The sequence below is a fragment of the Burkholderia sp. JKS000303 genome, assembly GCF_002563755.1.
In the GTDB taxonomy this organism is placed as follows: Bacteria; Pseudomonadota; Gammaproteobacteria; order Burkholderiales; family Burkholderiaceae; genus Burkholderia; species Burkholderia anthina_B.
In genome coordinates this window covers 378,252-399,599 of record NZ_PDBZ01000003.1, presented here as the reverse complement: position 1 = coordinate 399,599, position 21,348 = coordinate 378,252, and the positions used below count along the sequence as shown (strand labels likewise).

Genomic DNA, 21,348 nt, shown 5'->3' with positions numbered 1-21,348 from the left:
CCGGTGCGGCCCGCCGCGCCCTTCATGCGATATGCGTTGCCGTCCGCATCACTTGACGTAGTCGTAGCTGTTGCCGTTCCATCTGTAGACGACGTAGCCCGGATTCTTCAGATCGCCTTTCGAATCGAACTTCAGCTGACCGACGACGGTGTCGAACGTACCGTCATGGAGTTGCTTCACGACGGCGGCGTAGTCGGTGCTCTTCGCACGCTTCGCGGCGTCTGCGTATGCCTGCATGGCCGCGTACGAATAGAGCATGTAGCCTTCGGGCTCGATCTTCTGCGCGCGGAAGGCGGCAACGACCTTCGATGCTGCCGCGCTCTTGCGCGGATCGGGCGGGAACGTGAACAGCACCTTGTTGATCTGCGGGCCCGCCGCATTGACCAGCTCGTTGTTGCTGAGCGTGTCGCCGCCGATTACCGTCAGATCGAGACCGGTCTGCGCGGCCTGACGCAGGATCAGCGCAACCTCCTGGTAGTAGCCGCCGTAGGCCAGAACCTGCACGCCGGCCACCTTCATCTTGCTGATCAACCCGGAGTAATCGCGCTCGCCCGCAGTGATGGACTGACGCAATGCGACAGGCGTCTGCCTTGCCGCGAGCCCTTTGGCGATTTCGTCGGCGAGACCGCCGCCGTATGCGGTCTTGTCGTCGATGACGGCAATCTTCCTGCCTTTAAAGTGGTCCGCGATATACGCGGCCGTAACGGAGCCCTGCTGATCGTCGCGCCCCGTAATGCGGAACAAGCCCTTGATGCCGCGCTCGGTGATCTTCGGGTTTGTCGAAACGGTGATCTCGGGAATCTGCGCGTCGTTGTACACATCGGACGCCGGCAACGTCGAACTGGAACACCAGTGGCCGTTGACGAATGCGACCTTCTTGTTGACGAAGTCGTTGGCGACCGACACCGCCTGCTTCGGATCGCACACGTCGTCGCCGACGATCAGGTTCAGTTGTTGGCCCAGAACGCCGCCGGCCGCGTTGATGTCCTTTACCGCCTGCTCGGCGCCCTTCCTGAACTGCTCGCCACCCGATGCGTACTCGCCCGTCATCGGTCCCGCGACCGCAACGTTGAGACTCGCGCTTGCCGATGCGGCATAAAGCAGCGCCGCTCCGCCGACGCCGATTGCCGCACTCATCCCTTTCAATTTTTTCCGGCCATTCATAACCATCTCCAAGAGCAGGCTTCGATGTGGGGCATGCCTTGGTCATTGGCCGCCACCGTCGTGAGACACCCATGCCAGGCACGAGTGAACGCAGGTTGCCTACGCCAAAAACGGCTCGGAATTTGATTGTGCGAAACCGGGGGTTAGCGGCTGTCTAAATATGCAGTGTTCCAGCAGCAGGGTGCGGAACAGCGCAGAATGCCGGCCGCCGAACCCCGGGAGTTCGGGTGTTTGAGGGTTGACCCCTATGCCGGCGCATTCGGCATATCGAGCCGGAAGGACAGTTCGATACGGGGAAGCGGCAGGGGAATCCTGGCTCGTTGCGCAATCATCCAACCCCAAATAATCCCCCTTGACACCCTATCTTTCGATATATATCTTTAGATATGTTTTACGACATATAGGACACGATCATGCGACACAACTCCTCCCGCGGCCATGCCCGATGCGACGGTCATGGTGCGCATGCAGGCCCTGAATGGTTCGCCGGTCTCTGGCACGCGATCGGCCGCCATCGGCGCGGCCACGATCCGTTCGGTGGCGGCCCGTTCGGTGGCCGTGGCGGACGCGGCGGCTTTGGCGATTTCGGCGACGACGGCATGCCGCGCGGCCGCCAGTTCAGCTCCGACGATCTTCAACTGCTGCTGCTCGCGCTCGTCGCCGAGCAGCCGAGCCACGGCTACGAGCTCATCAAGGCGCTCGACACGCGTTCGAACGGCTTCTACAGCCCGAGCCCCGGCATGGTGTACCCGGCCCTCACGTATCTCGAGGAAGTCGGCTTCGTCGCGTCGCAGGCGGAAGGCAACCGCAAGCGCTACGCCCTCACCGACGCCGGCCGCGCGCATCTCGATGCGCAGCGCGAACGCGTCGACACCCTGTTCGCGCGGCTCACGCATCTCGCGCGCAAGATGGAATTCATGCGCCGCGCATTCGCCGGCGAAGCGGCGGGCAGCGAAACACCGGACGAAACACAGCCCGGCTGGCTGCCGGAGTTCGTCGAAGCCCGGCTCGCCCTGAAGCGTGCGCTGCTGCACAAGAGCGCCGCCGATGCCGACGAACAGCGTCGCATCGCGGCCATCATGCGCCGCGCGACGGCCGAAATCGAAGGCGGCACCGGCGCGTAACCCGCGCCGCCCCGTCACAACCCCAGGAGAACGGATTGATGCAAAACACATCCGAACGCGCCGTCACCCGCGTGCGCCATACCCTCAAGTTCCGCCTGCTGCAGGTCGTGCGCGTGCACGCGGTGACGCCGCACCTGCTGCGCGTCACGCTCGGCGGCCCCGACCTCGCAGATTTCGAATCGTCGTCGTTCGACGATCACGTGAAGGTGTTTTTCCCGCAGCCCGGCGCCGATCGACCGGCGCTGCCGACCCTCGGCGAGAACGGTCCCGAGTTTCCGGAAGGCGAACCGAAACCCGTCGCGCGCGACTTCACGCCGCGCCGCTTCGACCGCGCCGCCTGCGAACTGGATCTGGAATTCGTGCTGAACCATCCGGGCCCCGCCTCGCAGTGGGCCGCGCAGGCACGCGTCGGCCAGTGGCTCGGCATCGGCGGCCCGCGCGGTTCGTTCGTGGTCCCGATCGATTTCGACTGGCATCTGCTGATCGGCGACGATACGGCGCTGCCGGCGATCGCGCGGCGTCTCGAGCAATTGCCGGCCGGCTCGCGTGCGGCGGTGGTGCTGGAAGTCGCGGATCGCACCGCGCAGATCGCGTTCGATACGCGCGCCGACGTGCATGAAATCTGGCGCTTTCGCGCCGAAGCGGATGTTGCGGACGAAGACGTGCTGCTGACCGCCGTGCGCGAGCTGCCGCTGCCGTCGTCCGGCGACGGTTACGTGTGGGCGGCGGGCGAAGCGCAGTCAATGCGCGCGGTGCGCCTGCACCTGACCGGCGAGCGCGGGGTCCACAAGTCGCGAATCCGCGCGGCGGCATACTGGAAGCGCGGCGCGGCGGCCGTGCACGAGACGCTGGAAGACTGACCGGGAAAGGGCGCGCGCCGGCGGGGTTGGCATCGGCGGCGCGGCTGGTATATATGTATGTCTGCGACGCCGCTGTCGGACGACAGCCGCCGCAGCCCGTACAGGAGCGCCCGGTCATGACAAAAGAAAGCCACGCGTCGCCTTTCCTTCGCAACCTGAAGATCGTCGGATATTGCGGCCTGGCCGCAGTCGTGCTCGCGCTGTTCGTCGCGATGTGCGCGATCCTGAAGGAAAGCTCGCTCGAACGCGACGCCGCGCAACACCCGGGCGAGACGCCCGAACTGCACGAAGCCGGCGGCGGCACCTCCGCTTCGGCCGAATCGGCCAGGACGCCTGGCTGACGGCGTCCGGCCCGTACTTCTCCTGCTTGTCCCGCTTACGGCGCGCGCTCGCGCCCCATCATGACTGCGTGCACCGCGTCACCGATCCGTTCGAGCGGCTCGACCACACGTTGCCCATACAGGTGCGCGGCCAGCGCGCCGGCCGTGCCGACCAGCACGCCGCCCGCCATGTCGAACGGCCAGTGCACGCCCGCATACACACGGCCCCACGCGATCGCCACGGCCAGCGCGATCATCACGAACCCGGTCAGCCGCGTCGTACCGGCGAGCAGCATGCCGACCGCGAGGCTCCATGCGAACGTCATGTGATCGCTCGGAAACGAGCTGTCCGGCGAATGCGAAATCAGTTGCGTGCCGACGCCGGCCATGAACGGCCGCGGGGAGAACCAGAAATGTCCGAGCACCTGCGCGAGCAAGAGCGCCAGGCAAGTACCGACGCCGGCTTCGATCGCCTGACGCCGCGTCGGCCGCTCGCCGAAGATCCAGGTCAGCAACAGCATGACGGGCAGCGCATAGACGAGCCAGTCGGCGGCGAAGATCGCGAGGCGGGCCACGCCGGGGTTCGGCGCGGCGCCGGCATTGATGGCGGAAAACAGGGTGAGATTGAGGTTCTGCATGAATCCGGTTGGGTGGAACGTGAGTGGGGGACCGGTCGTGCCGGTCGAATGCGAACGATGCTAGTGCTCACTCGCTTAAGTGGTGCTTAATGCGCCGGGCGACCTGCGCCGGTGTTCGGGTAGCCTGAACCGACGCCAGTTCGCCGCGGCGAACGCACTTAGAGCCTGCACTGCAACATAAGTTCACACAATTGTCACACTCCCGCGCGACTGTCTCCCGTAAAACCTCACCGCCCATCCCGTAAAGGCTCACCTTTTTCACATCGTGGCGTCATTCACATGTGCGAATATCGGGCCGCCGGGCGCAATCCGCGCCGTTTGTGTCGCTCGCCTCAACATTTACATCGCTGATACATCGAAATCGGCAACAATTAATTCCAAATGCGGCATCGCACAACGGCAACGCACAGGCATACGATTACGACCACTCATCCACGAAGCGATCAACAACAAGGAGTCCGCATGAAACCCAGCGATGTCCGATCGAAAGCGTTTGCGATGCCGTTGACCAGCCCCGCGTTCCCGATGGGCCCGTACCGTTTCGTCGATCGTGAGTTTCTGATCATCACGTATCGCACCGATCCGGATCGCCTCCGCGAAATTGTCCCCGAGCCGCTGAAGATCACCGAGCCGCTCGTTCATTACGAATTCATTCGCATGGCCGATTCGACCGGCTTCGGCGACTACACCGAAAGCGGCCAGGTGATCCCCGTCGAATACAACGGCCAGGCCGGCGGCTATACGCTCGCGATGTATCTCGACGATCACCCGCCGATCGCCGGCGGCCGCGAGCTGTGGGGTTTCCCGAAGAAGCTCGCATCGCCCACGCTGCACGTGAACACCGATCACATCCTGGGCACGCTCGACTACGGCAAGGTGCGCGTCGCGACCGGCACGATGGGCTACAAGCACAAGGAACTCGACATCGACGAGCAGCTGAAGCGTCTCGCCGGCCCGAACTTCCTGCTGAAGATCATCCCGCACGTCGACGGCACCGCACGCGTGTGCGAACTGGTGCGCTACTACATGCAGGACATCAAGATGAAGGGCGCGTGGACGGGCCCCGCATCGCTCGAACTGGCGCCGCACGCGCTCGCGCCGGTGGCCGATCTGCCGGTCCTCGAGATCGTCGAAGCACGCCACCTCGTAGCAGATTTGACACTCGGCCTGGGCGAAGTCGTCTACGATTACCTGGCTCAGTAACACGTCCGCAGTCCTTTCTCCCTGTCAATCCTTTCACCACGGGAAATTCGAAATGAGCAACCTGAATGGCAAGACCGCAGTCGTCACGGGCGCCGCAAGCGGCATCGGCAAGGAAATCGCGCTCGAACTCGCGAAAGCGGGTGCGGCCGTCGCGATCGCCGACCTGAACCAGGACGGCGCGAACGCGGTTGCCGACGAGATCAACAAGGCAGGCGGCAAGGCAATCGGCGTCGCGATGGACGTGACCAACGAGGACGCGGTCAACAGCGGCATCGACAAGGTGGCCGAAGCGTTCGGCTCGATCGACATCCTCGTGTCGAACGCCGGCATCCAGATCGTCAACCCGATCGAGAACTACTCGTTCTCCGACTGGAAGAAGATGCAGGCAATCCACGTCGACGGCGCGTTCCTGACGACCAAGGCCTCGCTCAAGCACATGTACAAGGACGATCGCGGCGGCGTCGTGATCTACATGGGTTCGGTGCACTCGCACGAAGCGTCGCCGCTGAAGTCGGCGTACGTGACGGCCAAGCACGGCCTGCTTGGCCTGGCACGCGTGCTGGCGAAGGAAGGCGCGAAGCACAACGTGCGCTCGCACGTGGTGTGTCCGGGCTTCGTGCGTACGCCGCTGGTCGACAAGCAGATTCCGGAGCAGGCGAAGGAGTTGGGGATCAGCGAAGAGGACGTGATCAAGAAGGTGATGCTCGGCAACACGGTCGACGGCGTGTTCACGACGGTGCAGGACGTTGCGCAGACGGTGCTGTTCCTGTCGGCGTTCCCGAGCGCTGCGCTCACCGGCCAGTCGTTCGTCGTCAGCCACGGCTGGTTCATGCAGTAACGCCCCCGCCTCCCGGACGGGAGGCGATTCCCGCATCACCGCTCATTGTCACGATGGAACGTGGAGTGCCGCCGATCGGCGTCACTCCGTTCCTCTCCGCCATCCATGGCGGGATTTCTCGGAGTCATTGATGAAACCGCACGCGCGTACAGAAAAGCAGGCCGTCGATGCGGCGGACCTGCATCACGAAGCCGGTGCGCCGGCCGCTGCGCGGTCGCTGCCGTACGAAACGATCGCGCTCGTCCTGCAAGGCGGCGGCGCACTCGGCGCGTATCAGGCCGGCGTGTTCGAAGGTCTGCACGAGGCGGGCGTTCCCCTCGACTGGATCGCCGGCATCTCGATCGGCGCGCTCAACACCGCGCTGATCGCGGGCAATGCCCCCGAACATCGCGTCGAACGGCTGCGCGAATTCTGGGAAACGATCTGTCAGCCGGCGTTCTTTCCCGCGATTCCGGCCGCCTTCGAATTCGCGCTGTTCAACAGCATCGACCAGGTCCGCACGTTCTTCACCGCGTCGCAGGCCGCGAGCGCGATGATGCAGGGCCAGCAAGGGTTCTTCGTGCCGCGCTTCCCGCCGCCGCTGCCGGGCGTCGCCGATCATCCGGAAAAGATCAGCTGGTACGACACGTCCGCGCTGCGCGCGACGCTGCTCAAGCTGTGCGATTTCGACCGGATCAACTCGGGCGAGACGCGCGTATCGGTCGGCGCGGTCAACGTCGGCACCGGCAACTTCGTGTACTTCGACAACTCGCGCGTTCGCCTCGCGCCCGAGCACTTCATGGCGTCCGGCGCGCTGCCGCCCGCGTTCCCGCCGGTCGAGATCGACGGCGAGTATTACTGGGACGGCGGCGTCGTGTCGAACACGCCGCTGATGGAAGTGCTGCGCGCGCGTCCGCGCCGCGACACGCTCGCGTTCCAGGTCGATCTGTGGAGCGCACGCGGGCCGCTGCCGCGTACGATGGCCGACGTCGCGGAACGCACGAAGGACGTGCAGTATTCGAGCCGCACGCGTTTCGTCACCGACACGCTGCAGCGCGAACAGCGCTATCGCAACGTGCTGCGCCACGTGCTCGATCAGGTGCCGGAAGAGCAGCGCAAGAACGACCCGTGGTGCATCGAGGCTGATGCGATGTCGAGCGGGAAGAAGTACAACATCCAGCATCTGATCTATCAGCAGAAGGCGTACGAGCACCACTACAAGGACTATCAGTTCGGTCTGTCGACGATGCGCGACCACTGGTCCGCGGGGCTCGACGACATCCGCAAGACGCTCGCAGTCAAGGACGGCCTCGCGCTGCCCGTGAACGACGCGGGCTTCGTGACGCACGACATTCACCGCCGCCGGTAATGCCGTGTGCGACGGCCCGGCGCGATGGATGCGCCGGGCCGCCTTTCTTATCGATTCGACATGCCGATTTTCATTGCGCTATTCGCGCTCATCGCCCTGGGATGGGGCGCCGTTCACCTGTTTCACGTCATCGCAGCGCAGTTCGGCCAGCCGGTCGCGATCGCGGCCGCCGTGCTCGCCGCCGCGATCCTGATCGCGCTGATCGCGTGGTGGATCAAACGCCGCCGCGACATCGCACCGAACACGAAAGAACAAGGCTGGACCCACATCGTGCATCGCGCGTGGGGCGAGTTGCGCGTGTCCGCGACGCAGGGGTTGCTGTGGCTGTCGCATGACGGCGCGGACGGCCGCTATACGCTGTCGCAACTCGACGGCTGCGAGGCCGCGCCGATCGATGGCCGCTGGCATCTCGTCGTGCGCGTACGCGATGGCGTGCGCGGCGAATGGAAACTGCCGATGATGGACAAGCGCGACGCGCAGCGCTGGGCGCGCGTGCTGATGCTCGCGAAGGACAACCGGCTGTAACGGACTGCGGCAGCGGGCGGGCACCGGCACGGCCCCGCGCGACGCATGATGCGTCCGGCCGCGCCTCACCTGCGGCGCATGTTCCACACAACGCCCCCCGCTCACGCACGATGGCGAGCGAACCTCCCACACCACCATTCCCTATCGCGCGCCGAGCGCCCATAACGCGTCGAGCACGTGCTGTGTCGGTCGCTCGACCGGCCCGGCCCGATGCGCGATGCCCAGTTCGCGCCACAACGCCGGACGCAACGGCCGCGTCACGATCCGCGCGTCGGGCGGCGGCGCGCCCGCCTCGTGCGGCAGCAGCGTCGCGCCGTAACCCGCGGCAACCAGGCTCTTGATCGCATCGTTGTAGTTGAGTTCGATACGCGGTTCGGGCCGGTGGCCGCCGAGCGCGAACCATTCGGTCGTGAGCCGCGACAGGCGCGTGGTCGCATCGTTGAGAATCAGCGGACGCGCGGCCAGATAGGCCGGCGTCACGCGCGCCGGGAGCTGCCAGTCCACGGGCAGAAAGGCCAGCACCGGATCGCGCCGCCATGCGCGGATCGACAACCCCGCGACCGCCGGCTGCGGCAGCGCAACCAGCCCGACGTCGAGCGTGCCCTGCGCAATGCGCGCCAGGGTATCGGACGACGTGAGCACCGCGATCTGGACATCGATATCCGGATGCTGCTCGCGCAACCGGGCCACCGCCTGCGGCAACAGATGAGCGATCGCCCCGGTCGACGCACCGAGGCGCACCCGTCCGGTCAGCCCCTGCACCTGCCGCTGCACGTCGTCGAGTGTCGACTCGACCTCGGCCAGCAGACGGCGCGCCCGCTCCACCAGCACTTCACCGATGGTCGACGGCCGCACGTTGCCGCGCGTGCGGGACAGCAACGGCGCGCCGATGCGGCTTTCGAGTTCGGCGACGTGAAGACTAACGGTCGGCGGCGCGAGATGAAGCAGTTGCGCCGCAGCCACGAAGGATCCCTGGTCCGCGATGGCGACCAGCGTACGCAGCCGGTCCAGGCTGATCTCGCGCATGCCTACCTCTCATTCAGGAAAACTGAATCCAGCAATCAGGAAATTCAACTTTTCCTATTCTAGGCGTTCGACGGACGATACGGTTTTCCCGACGTCCGAAGCAAGGAGCGCGACCATCATGAGCTTTCCCACTGTCTACATCGACGGCAATCAAGGCACAACCGGATTGCAGATCCACGAGCGCCTGCGCGATCGCACCGACTTGCGGCTCGTCACGCTGCCGAACGCGGAACGCAAGGACCCCGTGCGGCGCGCCGAAGCGATCAACGCATCCGACATCGCGATTCTGTGCCTGCCCGACGCAGCCGCGCGCGAAGCGGTCGGCTTCATCCGCAATCCGGCGGTACGCGTGATCGACGCGAGCTCGGCCCACCGCACCGACCCGGAATGGGTCTACGGCTTTCCCGAGATGGTGGAGGGGCACGCGCAGAAAATCGCACGCGCACGGCGCGTCACCAATCCGGGCTGCTATCCGACGGGCGCGATCGGCCTGCTTCGGCCGCTGCAACAGGCGGGCCTGCTGCCGCGCGACTACCCGGTGAGCATCCATGCCGTGTCCGGTTACTCGGGTGGCGGACGCAGCGCCGTCGACGAATTCGAGTCGAACGGTGCCACTCGCGCGAAACCGCTGCAGGTCTATGGCCTCGCGCTCGCGCACAAGCACGTGCCCGAGATCCAGCTGCATGCCGGGCTCGCGCACCGTCCGCTGTTCGTGCCGGCTTATGGCGCCTATCGGCAAGGCATCGTGCTGACCGTGCCGATCGACCTGCGCCTTCTGCCGGCCGGCACAACCGGTGAGTTGCTGCATGCATGTCTCGCGCACCATTACGCCGGCGCGCGCCACGTCGACGTCACGCCGCTCGCGGACGCGCGCACGATCACGCATCTCGATCCCGAGGCGCTGAACGGTACGAACGACCTGCGGCTCAGCGTGTTCGTCAACGACGAGCACGGTCAGGTGCTGCTGTCCGCCGTGTTCGACAATCTCGGCAAAGGCGCATCCGGCGCGGCTGTACAGAATCTCGATCTGATGCTCGGTGCAACGAACGTCGCGGAAGCGGCGTAAGCCGCCAGTGGAGATCGTCGCGGGCCTGCCCTCGGCAAACAGATCGGCAGTGCCATCGCGTTTACGGCTCACGACGCTGTTGCGAGCCGCAAGCGCGCATCAACCGATGCCCGGAACCCGCCCCCGTAAAAGCTCACCTTTAGCCGATTTCAGCCCGCATCGTCGTTCGCCGCGGCATTCAGACCGGTGAACGTCTCGGCCAGAAAATCGACGCACACGCGCACCTTCGCCGATGCCGCGACGCGTTCCGGATACACGGCCCAGATGTTCGCCGGCTGGTGCGCTTCCGGCAGCACGCGGCACAGCGCGCCGCGTTCGATCAGCGGCCCCGCTTCCCAGATCGAACGCAACACGATCCCGCGCCCGGCCAGCGCCCATTGCACGGCCACCTCGCCGTGGTTCGTCGACAGCGCGCCGCCCACCTTCACGGTTGCCGTTTCGCCGCGCAGGTTCAGCCGCCAGACACCGAACGGATGGTCCCGCTCCTTGATCGCGAGACAGTCGTGCGACGCGAGATCCGCGAGCGAGCGCGGCGTGCCGCGTCGCGCGAGATAGTCGGGTGACGCGCACAGCACGCGATAGTTCGCCGCGAGGCGGCGCGCGATCAGGTGATCGGCGATGTCGTCGCCGATGCGCACATCGAGGTCGTAGCCTTCACCCGCGACGTCGACGAGCCGGTCGAACAGATCGAGCCGCACGTTCAGTTGCGGGTAGCGCGCGGAGAAGTCGAGCAGCGCCGGCGCAACGACATGCCGGCCGAAGCCGAAACTGCTCGAGATTCGCAGCGTGCCGCGCGGCACCGTGCGCGTGGTGGACACGTCTTCGACGAGATGGTCGACGTCGTCGAGAATCTTCTCGGCGCGCGCGAATACGCGCTCACCGGCTTCCGTGACCGTCACGCGACGCGTCGACCGATGCAGCAGCCGCGTGCCGAGTTGCGCCTCGAGCAGCGCGATGCGCTTGCTGACATAGGCAGGCGACACCGCGAGCTGCTCGGCGGCCGCGCTGAAGCTCGTCAGACGGACGACCAGGCTGAACACGCGCAGGTCGTCGAGATTCGGCGATTTGTTCACGATTCGTGGAAAGTCGATTAACCTTTCGCGGGATTTTAATCCGAATGGAAATAAATAGAATGGCGTCATGTTCCGCTGCGCATGCTGCCAGCGGCCCGACCAGCCAAGGAGACTTGCATGAGCGACAGAACCTACAAGATTGCCGTGATTCCCGGTGACGGCATCGGCCGTGAAGTGATGCCCGAGGGGCTGCGCGCGCTAGACGCCGTCACGGCGCGTTTCGGCATCCGCTTCGCGTTCGAGCAGATCGAGTGGGCCAGCTGCGAGTACTACGCGCAGCACGGCAAGATGATGCCGGACGACTGGAAGGCGCAGCTGTCGGGCATGGACGCGATCCTGTTCGGCGCGGTCGGCTGGCCCGCGACGGTGCCCGATCACATTTCGCTGTGGGGTTCGCTGCTGAAATTCCGCCGCGAATTCGACCAGTACATCAACCTGCGGCCCGCGCGCCTGTTCGATGGCGTGCCGTCGCCGCTCACCGGTCGCAAGGCGGGCGACATCGACTTCATGATCGTGCGCGAGAACACCGAGGGCGAATATTCGTCGGTCGGCGGCACGATGTTCGAAGGTACCGAGCGCGAAGTGGTGATGCAGCAGTCGATCTTCACGCGTCACGGTACCGAGCGCGTGCTGAAGTTCGCGTTCGATCTCGCGCAGCGTCGGGCGAAACGCCTGACCGTCGCGACGAAGAGCAACGGCATCGCGATCAGCATGCCGTGGTGGGATGCGCGCGCGGCCGAGATGGCCGAACGCTATCCCGAGATCGCCGTCGACAAGCAGCACATCGACATCCTGTGCGCGCGCTTCGTGCTGCAGCCGGACCGCTTCGACGTGGTCGTTGCATCGAACCTGTTCGGCGACATTCTTTCCGACCTCGGCCCGGCCTGTACGGGCACGATCGGCATCGCGCCGTCGGCGAACCTGAATCCGGATCGCACGTTCCCGTCGTTGTTCGAACCGGTGCACGGCTCCGCGCCCGACATCGCGGGCCAGTACGTCGCGAATCCGATCGCGATGATCTGGTCGGCGGCGATGATGCTCGACTTCCTCGGCAACGGCGCGGGACGCGAACGCGAAGCGCACGACGCGATCGTCGCGGCGATCGAGGACCTGCTGCGCACGGGGCCGCGCACGCGCGATCTCGGTGGTCAGGCAGGGACGCGGGAAGTGGGCGAGGCAATCGCGGCGCGGATCGCCGGCTGATCGATCGCGGCGGGCGGTGCGCAGTTGAATCCGAGTCGATGCATGTCGTGTTCAGCGGTGAGCGACACGACATGCCGCTGCGCACCCAGGCGATTTTGGTGCGTGTGTGTCAGTGCATGCGTTTCGATGTCGAACGGTGAGCGATGTGATTCGATGGCACACACGGTTGTATCGCGTTGAAGGCGGTCGGTGAGTTGCATCAGGTGTCGATACCCACCGATCGAACCTCACCGTGCGTTTTGCGAATGCGCGTGCGTTCGTACTTCTGTCCGCGCAAGCGATCGGTGAGGTGCGGCGCGTAAAACGTCACACCGCAGGTACGGAAAGCGCCTTCTCCCGAAAACCCTCACCTCAACGCGCTGCCCCGTATTTCCTCACCTTTGAACACAGGCATCGCGCTCGACGTGCGATCGGGCGCGACATCATCGTGTTTGTCACAGCCCGAGATCGGACAGACCGGGATGATCGTCCGGACGACGACCAAGCGGCCAGTGATACAAACGATCCGCTTCACGGATCGGCAAATCGTTGATGCTCGCGTGGCGATGCGCCATCAGTCCGTTTTCGTCGAACTCCCAGTTTTCGTTTCCGTATGACCGGAACCAGTTGCCGGCATCGTCATGCCATTCATACGCGAACCGCACCGCGATGCGATTGCCGCCGAACGCCCACAGCTCCTTGATCAGCCGATAGTCGAGCTCGCGCGTCCATTTCCGCTGCAGCAGGCCGACGATCTCGTCGCGGCCCGTCACGAACTCCGCGCGATTGCGCCACCGGCTTTGCGGCGTATAGGCAAGCGACACACGCTGCGGATCGCGCGTGTTCCATGCATCCTCCGCGGCGCGCACTTTCTGGCGCGCCGTTTCGAGCGTGAAGGGCGGAACGGGCGGACGAACTTCCGGGGAAGCGGACATGGGATGCTCCTGTTCAGGGTTCTGGCCGCGCACGAGCGCGGCCGTCGGGACGGACTACTTCGATGATCGGGACGCCGTGTCGAGCAGCAGCTCGGCGGTTGCGCGCGCGTCGCGCGCGGCATTGGCATCGCCGCTGACGAGCGCCACGCCGATCGCGCCGTCGATCAGTACCAGCCATTGACGCGCGAGGCGGGCGAGCCCGCGACGCTCGATCCCGGCTTCGTCGGCATACGCGTCGAACCGTTCGCGCACGAACATCAGCAAGCGTTCCTTGTGCTCGCGCGCAACGACCCGCACCGGATCGTGCGCGTCGGCAATCTCGCCGGACGCGTTCAGGAACGCACAGCCGTGAAAATCGGGTTGTGAAAACCAGTCGCGCAGTACGTCGAACATGCCGATTAGTTGCGCGCGCGCAGACTTGCCGCGCGCCAGCGTCGCCTCGACGAACCAGCGCATCCAGCGCTCGTCGCGACGTTCGAGGGCAGCGACGACCAGCGCCTCTTTCGATTCGAAATGCGAATAAAAGCTCTTTCGCGCCGCACCCGACCGCTTCACGATCGCATCGACACCCGTGGCGTGGATCCCGCCCGAGTAGATCAGCGCTTCGGCCGCATCGAGCAGCCGGTCGCGAACGGCCGGTTCGCCGGAGAGTTCATGGGGTGTGTTCATGCGTTTACGGTAGAACGATCGTTCTCCGTCGTCAACGTCCGTGTGAAAAGGCCCTGGTGGTGTTCAGGACATGTCTGGATGTTGGGATGTCTGCTACTCGAACCGCGATGGTTGAGCGGTGAGTGGATCGAATAGCGGGCGGCGCACCGATCAATGTCGAGTGAGAGGTTGAACGGTGAGTTCGCCTCTGGTTGCTCGCCTCACGCTCAAGGTTGTCATGGGAACATGACTCAAGCCTCGGCACGCGAGTTATCCAGCCTGGGGCAGCCACTCAAACCCGCATGTGAACGCGCAGACAAAAAACGGAAGGATAGGAAGAAAGACGCACACCGAACGGCGTGACAGAAGGGCGACTCTGATGGGTGAGGTGCATGTGTGACGGCATGTCACCGAAGCGGCCCAAGGAATCGAAGCGTTCGTCCTCGCATCGCAGCCGGGAAGCTGCGTGTAGCCGTTGAATTCAGCGTCCACGTGTGCCGCGAAAGCGTGATCGAGTTGCCATTCGGCACCCAAACACAGCTCCCGAATATTCTCACCTTACGCGTTCGTCGAAGCCAACCGGCCTCGACGAACGCTCGAGCAAACACCGGCAGGACAGCCGGAAAACACGCGGACGGCCCCGCCGGCGCTCAGACGGTCCAGTCGAGAATCACCTTGCCGCTTTCGCCGGACAGCATCGCATCGAAGCCTTTCTCGAAATCGTCGGCTGCAAAGCGATGTGTGATGATCGGCGACAGATCGAGGCCGCTTTGCAGCATCGCGACCATCTTGTACCAGGTCTCGAACATCTCGCGACCGTAGATGCCCTTGATCTCGAGCCCCTTGAAGATCACCTGGTTCCAGTCGATCGCCGTCTGCGCGGGCGGGATGCCGAGCAGCGCGACCTTGCCGCCGTGATTCATCGCCTCGAGCATGCTCGTGAACGCGCTCGGCACGCCCGACATTTCGAGACCGACGTCGAAGCCCTCCGTCATCCGCAGGTCGGCCATCACGTCGCGCAGCGACTCGCGTGCGACGTTGACCGCGCGTGTCGCACCCATCTTGCGCGCGAGTTCGAGGCGGTAGTCGTTGATGTCGGTGATCACGACGTTGCGCGCCCCGACGTGCTTCGCGATCGCGACCGCCATGATGCCGATCGGGCCTGCGCCGGTGATCAGCACGTCCTCGCCGACGAGGTTGAACGACAGCGCCGTATGCGTCGCGTTGCCGAACGGATCGAAGATCGACGCGAGATCGTCGGAGATCTCGGGCGGAATCTTGAACGCGTTGAACGCGGGAATCGCCAGATACTCGGCGAATGCGCCCTCGCGGTTCACGCCGACGCCGACGGTGTTGCGGCACAGATGTCGGCGGCCGGCGCGACAGTTGCGACAGAAACCGCAGGTGATGTGACCTTCGCCGGACACGCGATCGCCGATCGCGAAGCCGCGCACTTCCTGTCCCATCTCGACGATCTCGCCGACGTATTCGTGTCCGACGTGCATCGGCACGGGAATCGTCTTCTGCGCCCAGTCGTCCCACTTCCAGATATGGATGTCGGTGCCGCAGATCGCCGTGCGGCGAATCTTGATCAGCACGTCGTTGTGTCCGACTTCGGGACGCTTCACGCGCGTGAGCGTGAGGCCCGGGCCGCGTTCGAGCTTTGCCAGTGCTTTCATGATCGCGCCTCCGTCAGACGATACCGAGCGACTTGCCGACGCGCACGAACGCGGCGACCGTCTGATCGATCTGTTCGGGGGTGTGCGCGGCACTCATCTGCGTGCGGATGCGCGCGCGACCGCGCGGCACGACCGGGAACGAGAAGCCGATCACGTAGATGCCTTCGGCGAGCAACCGGTCGGCCATGTTCGTCGCAAGCTGCGCGTCGCCGAGCATCACCGGGATGATCGGGTGCGCACCCGGCACGAGCGTGAAGCCCGCGGCCGTCATCTGTTCGCGGAAACGCACGCCGTTCTCGCGCACGCGCTCGCGCAGCTTCGCGCCTTCGTCGCTGCCGAGCAGTTCCAGCACCTTCAGCGACGCTGCGGCGATGCTCGGCGTCAGCGTGTTCGAGAACAGGTACGGGCGCGAACGCTGACGCAGCAGCTCGACGATCTCGCGACGGGCCGCGACGTAGCCGCCCGATGCGCCGCCAAGCGCCTTGCCGAGCGTGCCGGTGATGATGTCGACGCGGCCGTCGACGCCGCAATGCTCGGGCGTGCCGCGGCCATGTGCGCCGATGAAGCCGACCGCGTGCGAATCGTCGACCATCACGAGCGCGCCGTAGCGATCCGCGAGGTCGCAGATGCCTTTCAGGTCGGCGATGATGCCGTCCATCGAGAACACGCCGTCGGTCGCGATCAGCTTGTGGCGCGCGCCCGCTGCGTCGGCCTCCTTGAGCTTCGCCTCGAGGTCGGACAGGTCGTTGTTCTTGTAGCGAAACCGCTTCGCCTTGCACAGACGGACGCCGTCGATGATGCTCGCGTGGTTCAGCTCGTCGCTGATCACCGCGTCGTTCTCGTCGAGCAGCGTCTCGAACAGGCCGCCGTTCGCATCGAAACAGCTCGAATAGAGGATGCTGTCCTCGGTGCCGAGAAACGTGGACAGCGCACTTTCAAGCTGCTTGTGCACGGTTTGCGTGCCGCAGATGAAGCGCACCGACGCCATGCCGAAGCCGTCCTGATCGAGACCGGCCTGCGCCGCGGCGATCAGGCGCGGATCGTTCGCCAGACCCAGATAGTTGTTCGCGCAGAAATTCAGCACGCCGGCACCGCCGGCGAGCCGCACGGCCGCGGCTTGGGGACTCGCGATCTCGCGCTCGGTCTTGTAAAAACCATCCGCGCGGATCTGGTCGAGCGTCCCGCGCACCTGGGCGAGAAAGGCATCACGCATCGCAAAGCTCCTGACAGGGTTTCGCATTCCGTCGCGCGCCACTCGTGGCGGCAGCGCAACGGCCTGCTACTGTTATAGTCGGTCGTTCGGTTGACCGCATTTATCCGATATTCCGAACTAGAATTCGAAATACCGAACAACTCTAAGCGAACGGAAACCAAATGGCAAGTTCCTCCGCGTCGCGGCGCACGCGTGCCGACGCCACACCGCAGCAGCCGGCCGTGACGCCGCCGCGCGTCGGCGAGCAGATCCAGCGCCTGCGCAACGAGCGCAAGCTCACGCTCGACGACCTGTCGCGAGCCGCCGGCGTATCGAAATCGATGCTCTCCGAGATCGAGCGCGACAAGGCCAATCCGACGATCGCGGTGGCGTGGCGGCTCACGAACGCGCTCGGCATCACGCTCGACGAACTGTTCTCGCAACCCAAAGCCCCCGAGACGATCCGTGTGGACGGCCCGCACGACATTCCGACGCTCGCCGGCCACGACGGCCGCTATCAGTTGCGTGTATGGGGCCCGATCGACCTGGCCGGCAAGTTCGAGTGGTACGAGCTGACGCTGCCGGGCGGCGGCGCGCTCGTCTCGAACGCGCACGAACCCGGCACGCGCGAACACCTGACCGTGCTGCAGGGCGCGATGGAAATCGAAGCCGCGGACGCGAGCCGCCGCCTGAAAGCGGGCGACACCGCCCGCTATCCGGCCGACACGCCGCACGCCATCCGCAACCCCGGCAAGGCCGAGGCACGCGCACTACTGATCGTGATTCATCGCTGACGATGCGTGTAGCTGGCCAAAAGGCCAGTTGCGGAAAATACTGTATGTTTGTACAGTATACGGACATTCCGCCATGCATGGCCGGGGTCGGCGCACCGAGGCGCCTGCTTCGGTCGACAGGAGCCTGCGATGACAGAAGAACAAGATTTGGCCGCGCTCAGCTTCAAGGCTGCCGCGCACGACCTCGAGCTGATCGTCCACCATATTGCCGGGCGCTATATCCGGCAGCGTGTCCCGCTGTCGTGGCGTCTGCTGCACGCCATCGAAGCAGAGGCGCTCGCCGATCTCGGCTTTGCCAGCCGGCATGAAGTCGGCATGCGTCAGTTGTTCGAACGCCCGTCGGACATGACCTTTCCCGAAACGGACGATCCGATCGACTTCGGCCGATCGAACGCACTCCCCGCCGTCTTCTCGTTCGCGGTGCTCGCATATGAAGCAGCGGCAGCGTCGCAGAACGCGTCGCCGCGCGAGCGCGCTCCCCGTCCGTCGAAGGCTTGGGGCGACTGACATCAGGCCCGGCCGTCCAGCATGGCTGACCTGCTCCAACATCCTGCTTACTGCCCGAGACGTTGCGGAAAGGGCTACCATACACGCAACTAACGGAATAAATAACATGTCTCTTCCCACGCCCCCCGACATCCCCGTACGGCCTGAAGAAAAGGACCTGTTCGACCGCGGCGCGTCCGACTGGATCCTCTCGCCCGAAACCGCATTCGACGCATGGCTTGCCATGCAGGACTACCGTCGCTCGTCGGCCGATGTCTATCGCGCGCAATGGGGCGCGTTTCTCACCTGGCTGCGTATTCATCAGAAAAACCTCGCCACGGTCGATACCGCGTCGATCGCTCACTTCGTCGGTGAACTTCCGATCCGGAAAACGCAACGAATGCGCTATTTGCGATTGATCGAGCGCGTACTCGATCACATCCGGCGCACCGAGTTCGCATCGACCAACCCTGCGCGCTTCATCGCTCAGGATGGCGAAGCGACCTGGCGAAAGGCCCGTGACAACGAGCCGACTGGTTTCCTGACACCGACCGAACGCGCGAAGTTGCTGGCTTACCTGTTTTCGCCGATCGGCGTATCCGGTTCCGCGTACTGGAAGGAGCGGCGCGATCGCGCGCTCGTTGCCGCATTTCTGGGCGCCGGCGTGAAAACCGGCGAAGCGCGTGCGCTTACGATTAGTTGCATCAATACGAGCGGCACCTCGCTGCAGATCCAGTCGACGCATCCCGATTTCGCGCGCGAAACCCATCTCGCGTCGTTCGCAATCGCGTTGCTCGAAGCATGGCTCGTGGAACGCAAGCGTCAGGAAATTCCGGGCGAACTCGTGTTCCCCGCATCGCATGCCGGGCGGCCGATGCACAAGGCGACGATGCTGCGCGCGATTGACGCGATCGTCGAATCCGCCGGACTCACGTCGTCGCGCACCGCGCGTGCGAGTCCGCAAACGCTGCGCAACACCTATGCGGCCGAACTGTTCGAACACGACGTCCCGCCCGAGCGGGTCGGCAAATGGCTGGGCTTCATGCGCCCGATCTCGTCGAACCGCCTGCATCGCGCATGGAAAAACTGGCGCGACGATCTTGCCAACGGTGATGCGTCCGAGCAGGACGAAACTCACTGATTCGGAACTGGCTGCTCACGCGACATGATCCGTGAGCAGCCTTGTGTGGCGCAGCCTCACCGTTTCACAGCTCCCGAAAAACCTCACCTCAAGCTTCCCGGACACTCTCACCTGTGATGCCGCGCCGGCAGTCGACGGCTCAGCTTCGCGCAAAGCGCGCGACCGCCTCGAATCGGGAAGGCCATGGCCCCGACGCATGCTCGCATTCGGGACACGACACTTCGAAACCGTCGTCGCCGTGTGACAGCTCCGGCTCTCCGTCGCAATGCGGGCACTGATTCGGGACCGGAATCTCGTGATCCAGCGATGTCCCGATCGCGGAAAACGCGTCTGCGTCCAGTTGGCCAGCCTCGGCCAGCCGCCGAATCAGTGCCGAAATTTCCGGATTCATCCCGCGGCTCGCACGCAGCGTATTCACATCGCGCGTTGCGCGCTCCAGTTCGTCGCTCTGGGTGCGCAACTGCTCTTCGAGCCGGTCTGCACGGGCCTTGGCCGAACTCAATTGCTGAAGGAAATCGAATTCCTTGCGCTGCACGTCGCGCAGGCCGCTCTGGTAAGTCGATGCCATGCTACGCAGCGAATCGAGTTCGACCAGCATCGGTTTGACGCGGCGTTCGGCTTCGGCCACCGCGTCCTTGATCTGCTGCGCATAGTGTTCGGTGCGCTGCTGCAATTCGGCCTGCAGCGTATCGATGCGATCGCGTAGCGCCGCGTTCTGTGTCTGTTCGGCGTCGACCCGGCCAGCCATTGCAGCCAATTCCTTTTCGAGTCGGGCGACTGTGGTGAGCAGCGTCGCTTCGTTTGCCGAACCGTGTGTCGATTGCGACACGAGCTGCACTTCGAGTTCGGTCACACGCGTCTGCAGCTGGTCGTTGCGGGTTTCGCTGCGGGCCAGTGCGCCTTCGAGCGTTTCCTGGCGAACCGTGGCGTCGCGCAGGCGCTGCTCGGCGTCGGTCACGCCCGCGCGAACTTGCTCGCGGTCGACGTCGAGGCTTTCCCGGGCGGCTTTCAGCGCTTCTTCATAAAGGGCACCGAGCAGCGCGCCGGCCTTTTCCTCCACAGCTTTTGGAATCGCCGCACCGTCGAGCCTGACCTTGGACGCGGAGCGGATGCGCTCCCAGAAGTGATCGATGTCCTTCGGAATGTCGCTGGCGCTGCCGGTCTGGGTCAGATCCCGGACATTGGCGGCTGACGGCCGAATGCCGAGATCGAAGAACAGACGCTTGCACGCATGCAGCGACAATTCCTGACGTCGAGCGCCGCTCGCACGCAGTGATTCGAGTTCTTCCCGGATGGCGTGACGAATTTCATCCAGCGTCATGACGTGGCTCACAGACATTGATATGTTGCGATCATAACGAAATACGTATTTTTTGATACTTGTTTTCGTCGACCGTCGCGAATTTACGTCGCTTCGCACAGAAATCGGGTCTGTGAGCCGTTCCAGGCGATCCATGCTTCAAATTCCGTGAAACAAAGCGAAGAAGGTCCGTCAAGTCATTGTATTGCAAGTGTTTTCCTGCATCCCACGAAAAAGGGCATTTGTTTCACATGACAACGGACACCGGAGCCTGTGGGTGTTCAGGGGTTGGGGTGTCTGTGGAAAACTCGGGAACGAATGTCTTGAGAGTATTAGAAGTAAACACCCTTGAACCCTTAGTTAAAAACGTTAACGCCACGGCACAGCCTTATGTAGCAAGGCTTTCCGGACGACAAGGTGAAGTTTTACGGGAACCAAGGTGATCTTTTGCGGGAGCAGAAGTGATGGGGTTCGGGGAACTGCGTGAGCCGATGCAGGAAAGGTCGTGAGCGGATTCGGGATCACAGTGAAACGCGCGTTTTCCCAAAGGTGAGGCTTTTCGGGGCCACACAGCCACAGAACCCGCGCGGTGCCTACATGCACAGATTTCTGCCTGTGCAGACATAGGTGAGATTTTGCGGGACCTTCTTCCTGCCCCGATTCTGCCCATCTTTTAGGCATTTTTCCCGAAAGGTGAGGTTTCACGGGACTCGCAGCGGATTTGCTGTGAGGATTTCCGGGAACCGGCCGCCATTTTGCACAGCAAAAGTGCCCTGTGGGGCCTGTGAAGTCCGAAAGGTGAGGCT

General features: G+C 64.2%; 22 protein-coding genes. 12 read left to right on the top strand and 10 right to left on the bottom strand.

What is annotated here, in order from left to right; genetic code table 11:
• Positions 1-48: 48 nt before the first annotated feature.
• Positions 49-1,164: a branched-chain amino acid ABC transporter substrate-binding protein gene (locus BX604_RS29715; RefSeq protein ID WP_098554408.1), complete on the bottom strand. Its 1,116-nt coding sequence runs from the start codon at positions 1,162-1,164 to the stop codon at positions 49-51.
• Positions 1,165-1,577: 413 nt separating this feature from the next.
• Between BX604_RS29715 and BX604_RS29710 the strand changes: the two genes are divergently transcribed.
• The 3 genes from BX604_RS29710 (at position 1,578) to BX604_RS29700 (ending at position 3,489) form a co-directional block, all read left to right on the top strand.
• Positions 1,578-2,288, top strand: a complete 711-nt coding sequence (locus BX604_RS29710) for a PadR family transcriptional regulator (protein ID WP_098554407.1) — start codon at positions 1,578-1,580, stop codon at positions 2,286-2,288.
• 38 nt (positions 2,289-2,326) lie between these two features.
• The gene (locus tag BX604_RS29705; RefSeq protein WP_098554406.1) at positions 2,327-3,148 is read left to right on the top strand and encodes a siderophore-interacting protein; all 822 of its coding nucleotides are present in this window, start codon (positions 2,327-2,329) and stop codon (positions 3,146-3,148) included.
• A gap of 116 nt (positions 3,149-3,264) precedes the next feature.
• Entirely contained in the window at positions 3,265-3,489 is a 225-nt protein-coding gene (locus BX604_RS29700) for a hypothetical protein (RefSeq protein ID WP_098555085.1), read from the top strand.
• 35 nt (positions 3,490-3,524) lie between these two features.
• Here the strand turns inward: BX604_RS29700 and BX604_RS29695 are convergent, their stop codons facing one another.
• The gene (locus tag BX604_RS29695) at positions 3,525-4,106 is read right to left on the bottom strand and encodes a phosphatase PAP2 family protein (protein ID WP_098554405.1); all 582 of its coding nucleotides are present in this window, start codon (positions 4,104-4,106) and stop codon (positions 3,525-3,527) included.
• A 462-nt stretch (positions 4,107-4,568) separates the two neighbouring features.
• Between BX604_RS29695 and BX604_RS29685 the strand changes: the two genes are divergently transcribed.
• The 4 genes from BX604_RS29685 (at position 4,569) to BX604_RS29670 (ending at position 8,020) form a co-directional block, all read left to right on the top strand.
• Positions 4,569-5,309: an acetoacetate decarboxylase gene (locus BX604_RS29685; RefSeq protein ID WP_098554403.1), complete on the top strand. Its 741-nt coding sequence runs from the start codon at positions 4,569-4,571 to the stop codon at positions 5,307-5,309.
• Positions 5,310-5,361: 52 nt separating this feature from the next.
• On the top strand, positions 5,362-6,147 hold the full coding sequence (locus BX604_RS29680; RefSeq protein ID WP_098554402.1) for a 3-hydroxybutyrate dehydrogenase: 786 nt from the start codon (positions 5,362-5,364) through the stop codon (positions 6,145-6,147).
• Between the two features lie 130 nt (positions 6,148-6,277).
• Positions 6,278-7,495 (top strand): patatin-like phospholipase family protein, encoded by a 1,218-nt coding sequence (locus tag BX604_RS29675; RefSeq protein WP_175801742.1) that lies wholly within the window; start codon positions 6,278-6,280, stop codon positions 7,493-7,495.
• A 60-nt stretch (positions 7,496-7,555) separates the two neighbouring features.
• Positions 7,556-8,020 carry a hypothetical protein gene (locus BX604_RS29670; protein WP_098554401.1) on the top strand — a complete coding sequence of 155 codons (465 nt, stop codon included), beginning with the start codon at positions 7,556-7,558 and terminating at the stop codon, positions 8,018-8,020.
• 141 nt (positions 8,021-8,161) lie between these two features.
• On the opposite strand, the gene BX604_RS29665 is transcribed toward BX604_RS29670, so the two are convergent.
• Positions 8,162-9,046, bottom strand: coding sequence for a LysR family transcriptional regulator (locus BX604_RS29665; protein ID WP_098554400.1), 885 nt, complete (start codon positions 9,044-9,046; stop codon positions 8,162-8,164).
• 118 nt (positions 9,047-9,164) lie between these two features.
• Between BX604_RS29665 and argC the strand changes: the two genes are divergently transcribed.
• Positions 9,165-10,112, top strand: a complete 948-nt coding sequence (gene argC, locus BX604_RS29660; protein ID WP_098554399.1) for an N-acetyl-gamma-glutamyl-phosphate reductase — start codon at positions 9,165-9,167, stop codon at positions 10,110-10,112.
• Between the two features lie 149 nt (positions 10,113-10,261).
• Here the strand turns inward: argC and BX604_RS29655 are convergent, their stop codons facing one another.
• Positions 10,262-11,185: a LysR substrate-binding domain-containing protein gene (locus BX604_RS29655; RefSeq protein WP_098554398.1), complete on the bottom strand. Its 924-nt coding sequence runs from the start codon at positions 11,183-11,185 to the stop codon at positions 10,262-10,264.
• A 117-nt stretch (positions 11,186-11,302) separates the two neighbouring features.
• On the opposite strand from BX604_RS29655, the gene BX604_RS29650 reads away from it, so the two are divergent.
• The gene (locus BX604_RS29650) at positions 11,303-12,388 is read left to right on the top strand and encodes a tartrate dehydrogenase (RefSeq protein WP_098554397.1); all 1,086 of its coding nucleotides are present in this window, start codon (positions 11,303-11,305) and stop codon (positions 12,386-12,388) included.
• Here BX604_RS29650 and BX604_RS29645 read toward each other — a convergent pair.
• The 5 genes from BX604_RS29645 to BX604_RS29625 form a co-directional block, all read right to left on the bottom strand.
• Complete coding sequence (locus tag BX604_RS29645; protein WP_098554396.1) at positions 12,334-12,588, bottom strand: hypothetical protein; 255 nt, start codon at positions 12,586-12,588, stop codon at positions 12,334-12,336. The two genes, BX604_RS29650 and BX604_RS29645, sit on opposite strands and share 55 nt — an antisense overlap.
• A gap of 234 nt (positions 12,589-12,822) precedes the next feature.
• The gene (locus tag BX604_RS29640) at positions 12,823-13,302 is read right to left on the bottom strand and encodes a nuclear transport factor 2 family protein (protein ID WP_027781811.1); all 480 of its coding nucleotides are present in this window, start codon (positions 13,300-13,302) and stop codon (positions 12,823-12,825) included.
• Between the two features lie 54 nt (positions 13,303-13,356).
• Positions 13,357-13,971 carry a TetR/AcrR family transcriptional regulator gene (locus BX604_RS29635; RefSeq protein WP_098554395.1) on the bottom strand — a complete coding sequence of 205 codons (615 nt, stop codon included), beginning with the start codon at positions 13,969-13,971 and terminating at the stop codon, positions 13,357-13,359.
• 629 nt (positions 13,972-14,600) lie between these two features.
• Positions 14,601-15,629: an L-threonine 3-dehydrogenase gene (tdh, locus tag BX604_RS29630; RefSeq protein WP_098554394.1), complete on the bottom strand. Its 1,029-nt coding sequence runs from the start codon at positions 15,627-15,629 to the stop codon at positions 14,601-14,603.
• 13 nt (positions 15,630-15,642) lie between these two features.
• Positions 15,643-16,842 carry a glycine C-acetyltransferase gene (locus BX604_RS29625; protein ID WP_098554393.1) on the bottom strand — a complete coding sequence of 400 codons (1,200 nt, stop codon included), beginning with the start codon at positions 16,840-16,842 and terminating at the stop codon, positions 15,643-15,645.
• 161 nt (positions 16,843-17,003) lie between these two features.
• Between BX604_RS29625 and BX604_RS29620 the strand changes: the two genes are divergently transcribed.
• The 3 genes from BX604_RS29620 to BX604_RS29610 all read left to right on the top strand — a co-directional run bounded on the left by BX604_RS29620 (position 17,004) and on the right by BX604_RS29610 (position 19,242).
• The gene (locus BX604_RS29620; protein ID WP_098554392.1) at positions 17,004-17,615 is read left to right on the top strand and encodes a helix-turn-helix domain-containing protein; all 612 of its coding nucleotides are present in this window, start codon (positions 17,004-17,006) and stop codon (positions 17,613-17,615) included.
• Between the two features lie 129 nt (positions 17,616-17,744).
• Positions 17,745-18,122 carry a DUF2471 family protein gene (locus BX604_RS29615; RefSeq protein ID WP_098554391.1) on the top strand — a complete coding sequence of 126 codons (378 nt, stop codon included), beginning with the start codon at positions 17,745-17,747 and terminating at the stop codon, positions 18,120-18,122.
• 106 nt (positions 18,123-18,228) lie between these two features.
• Positions 18,229-19,242: a tyrosine-type recombinase/integrase gene (locus BX604_RS29610; RefSeq protein WP_098554390.1), complete on the top strand. Its 1,014-nt coding sequence runs from the start codon at positions 18,229-18,231 to the stop codon at positions 19,240-19,242.
• Between the two features lie 139 nt (positions 19,243-19,381).
• Here BX604_RS29610 and BX604_RS29605 read toward each other — a convergent pair whose 3' ends face one another.
• Positions 19,382-20,563 carry a DNA-binding protein gene (locus BX604_RS29605; protein WP_098554389.1) on the bottom strand — a complete coding sequence of 394 codons (1,182 nt, stop codon included), beginning with the start codon at positions 20,561-20,563 and terminating at the stop codon, positions 19,382-19,384.
• Positions 20,564-21,348: the final 785 nt, after the last annotated feature.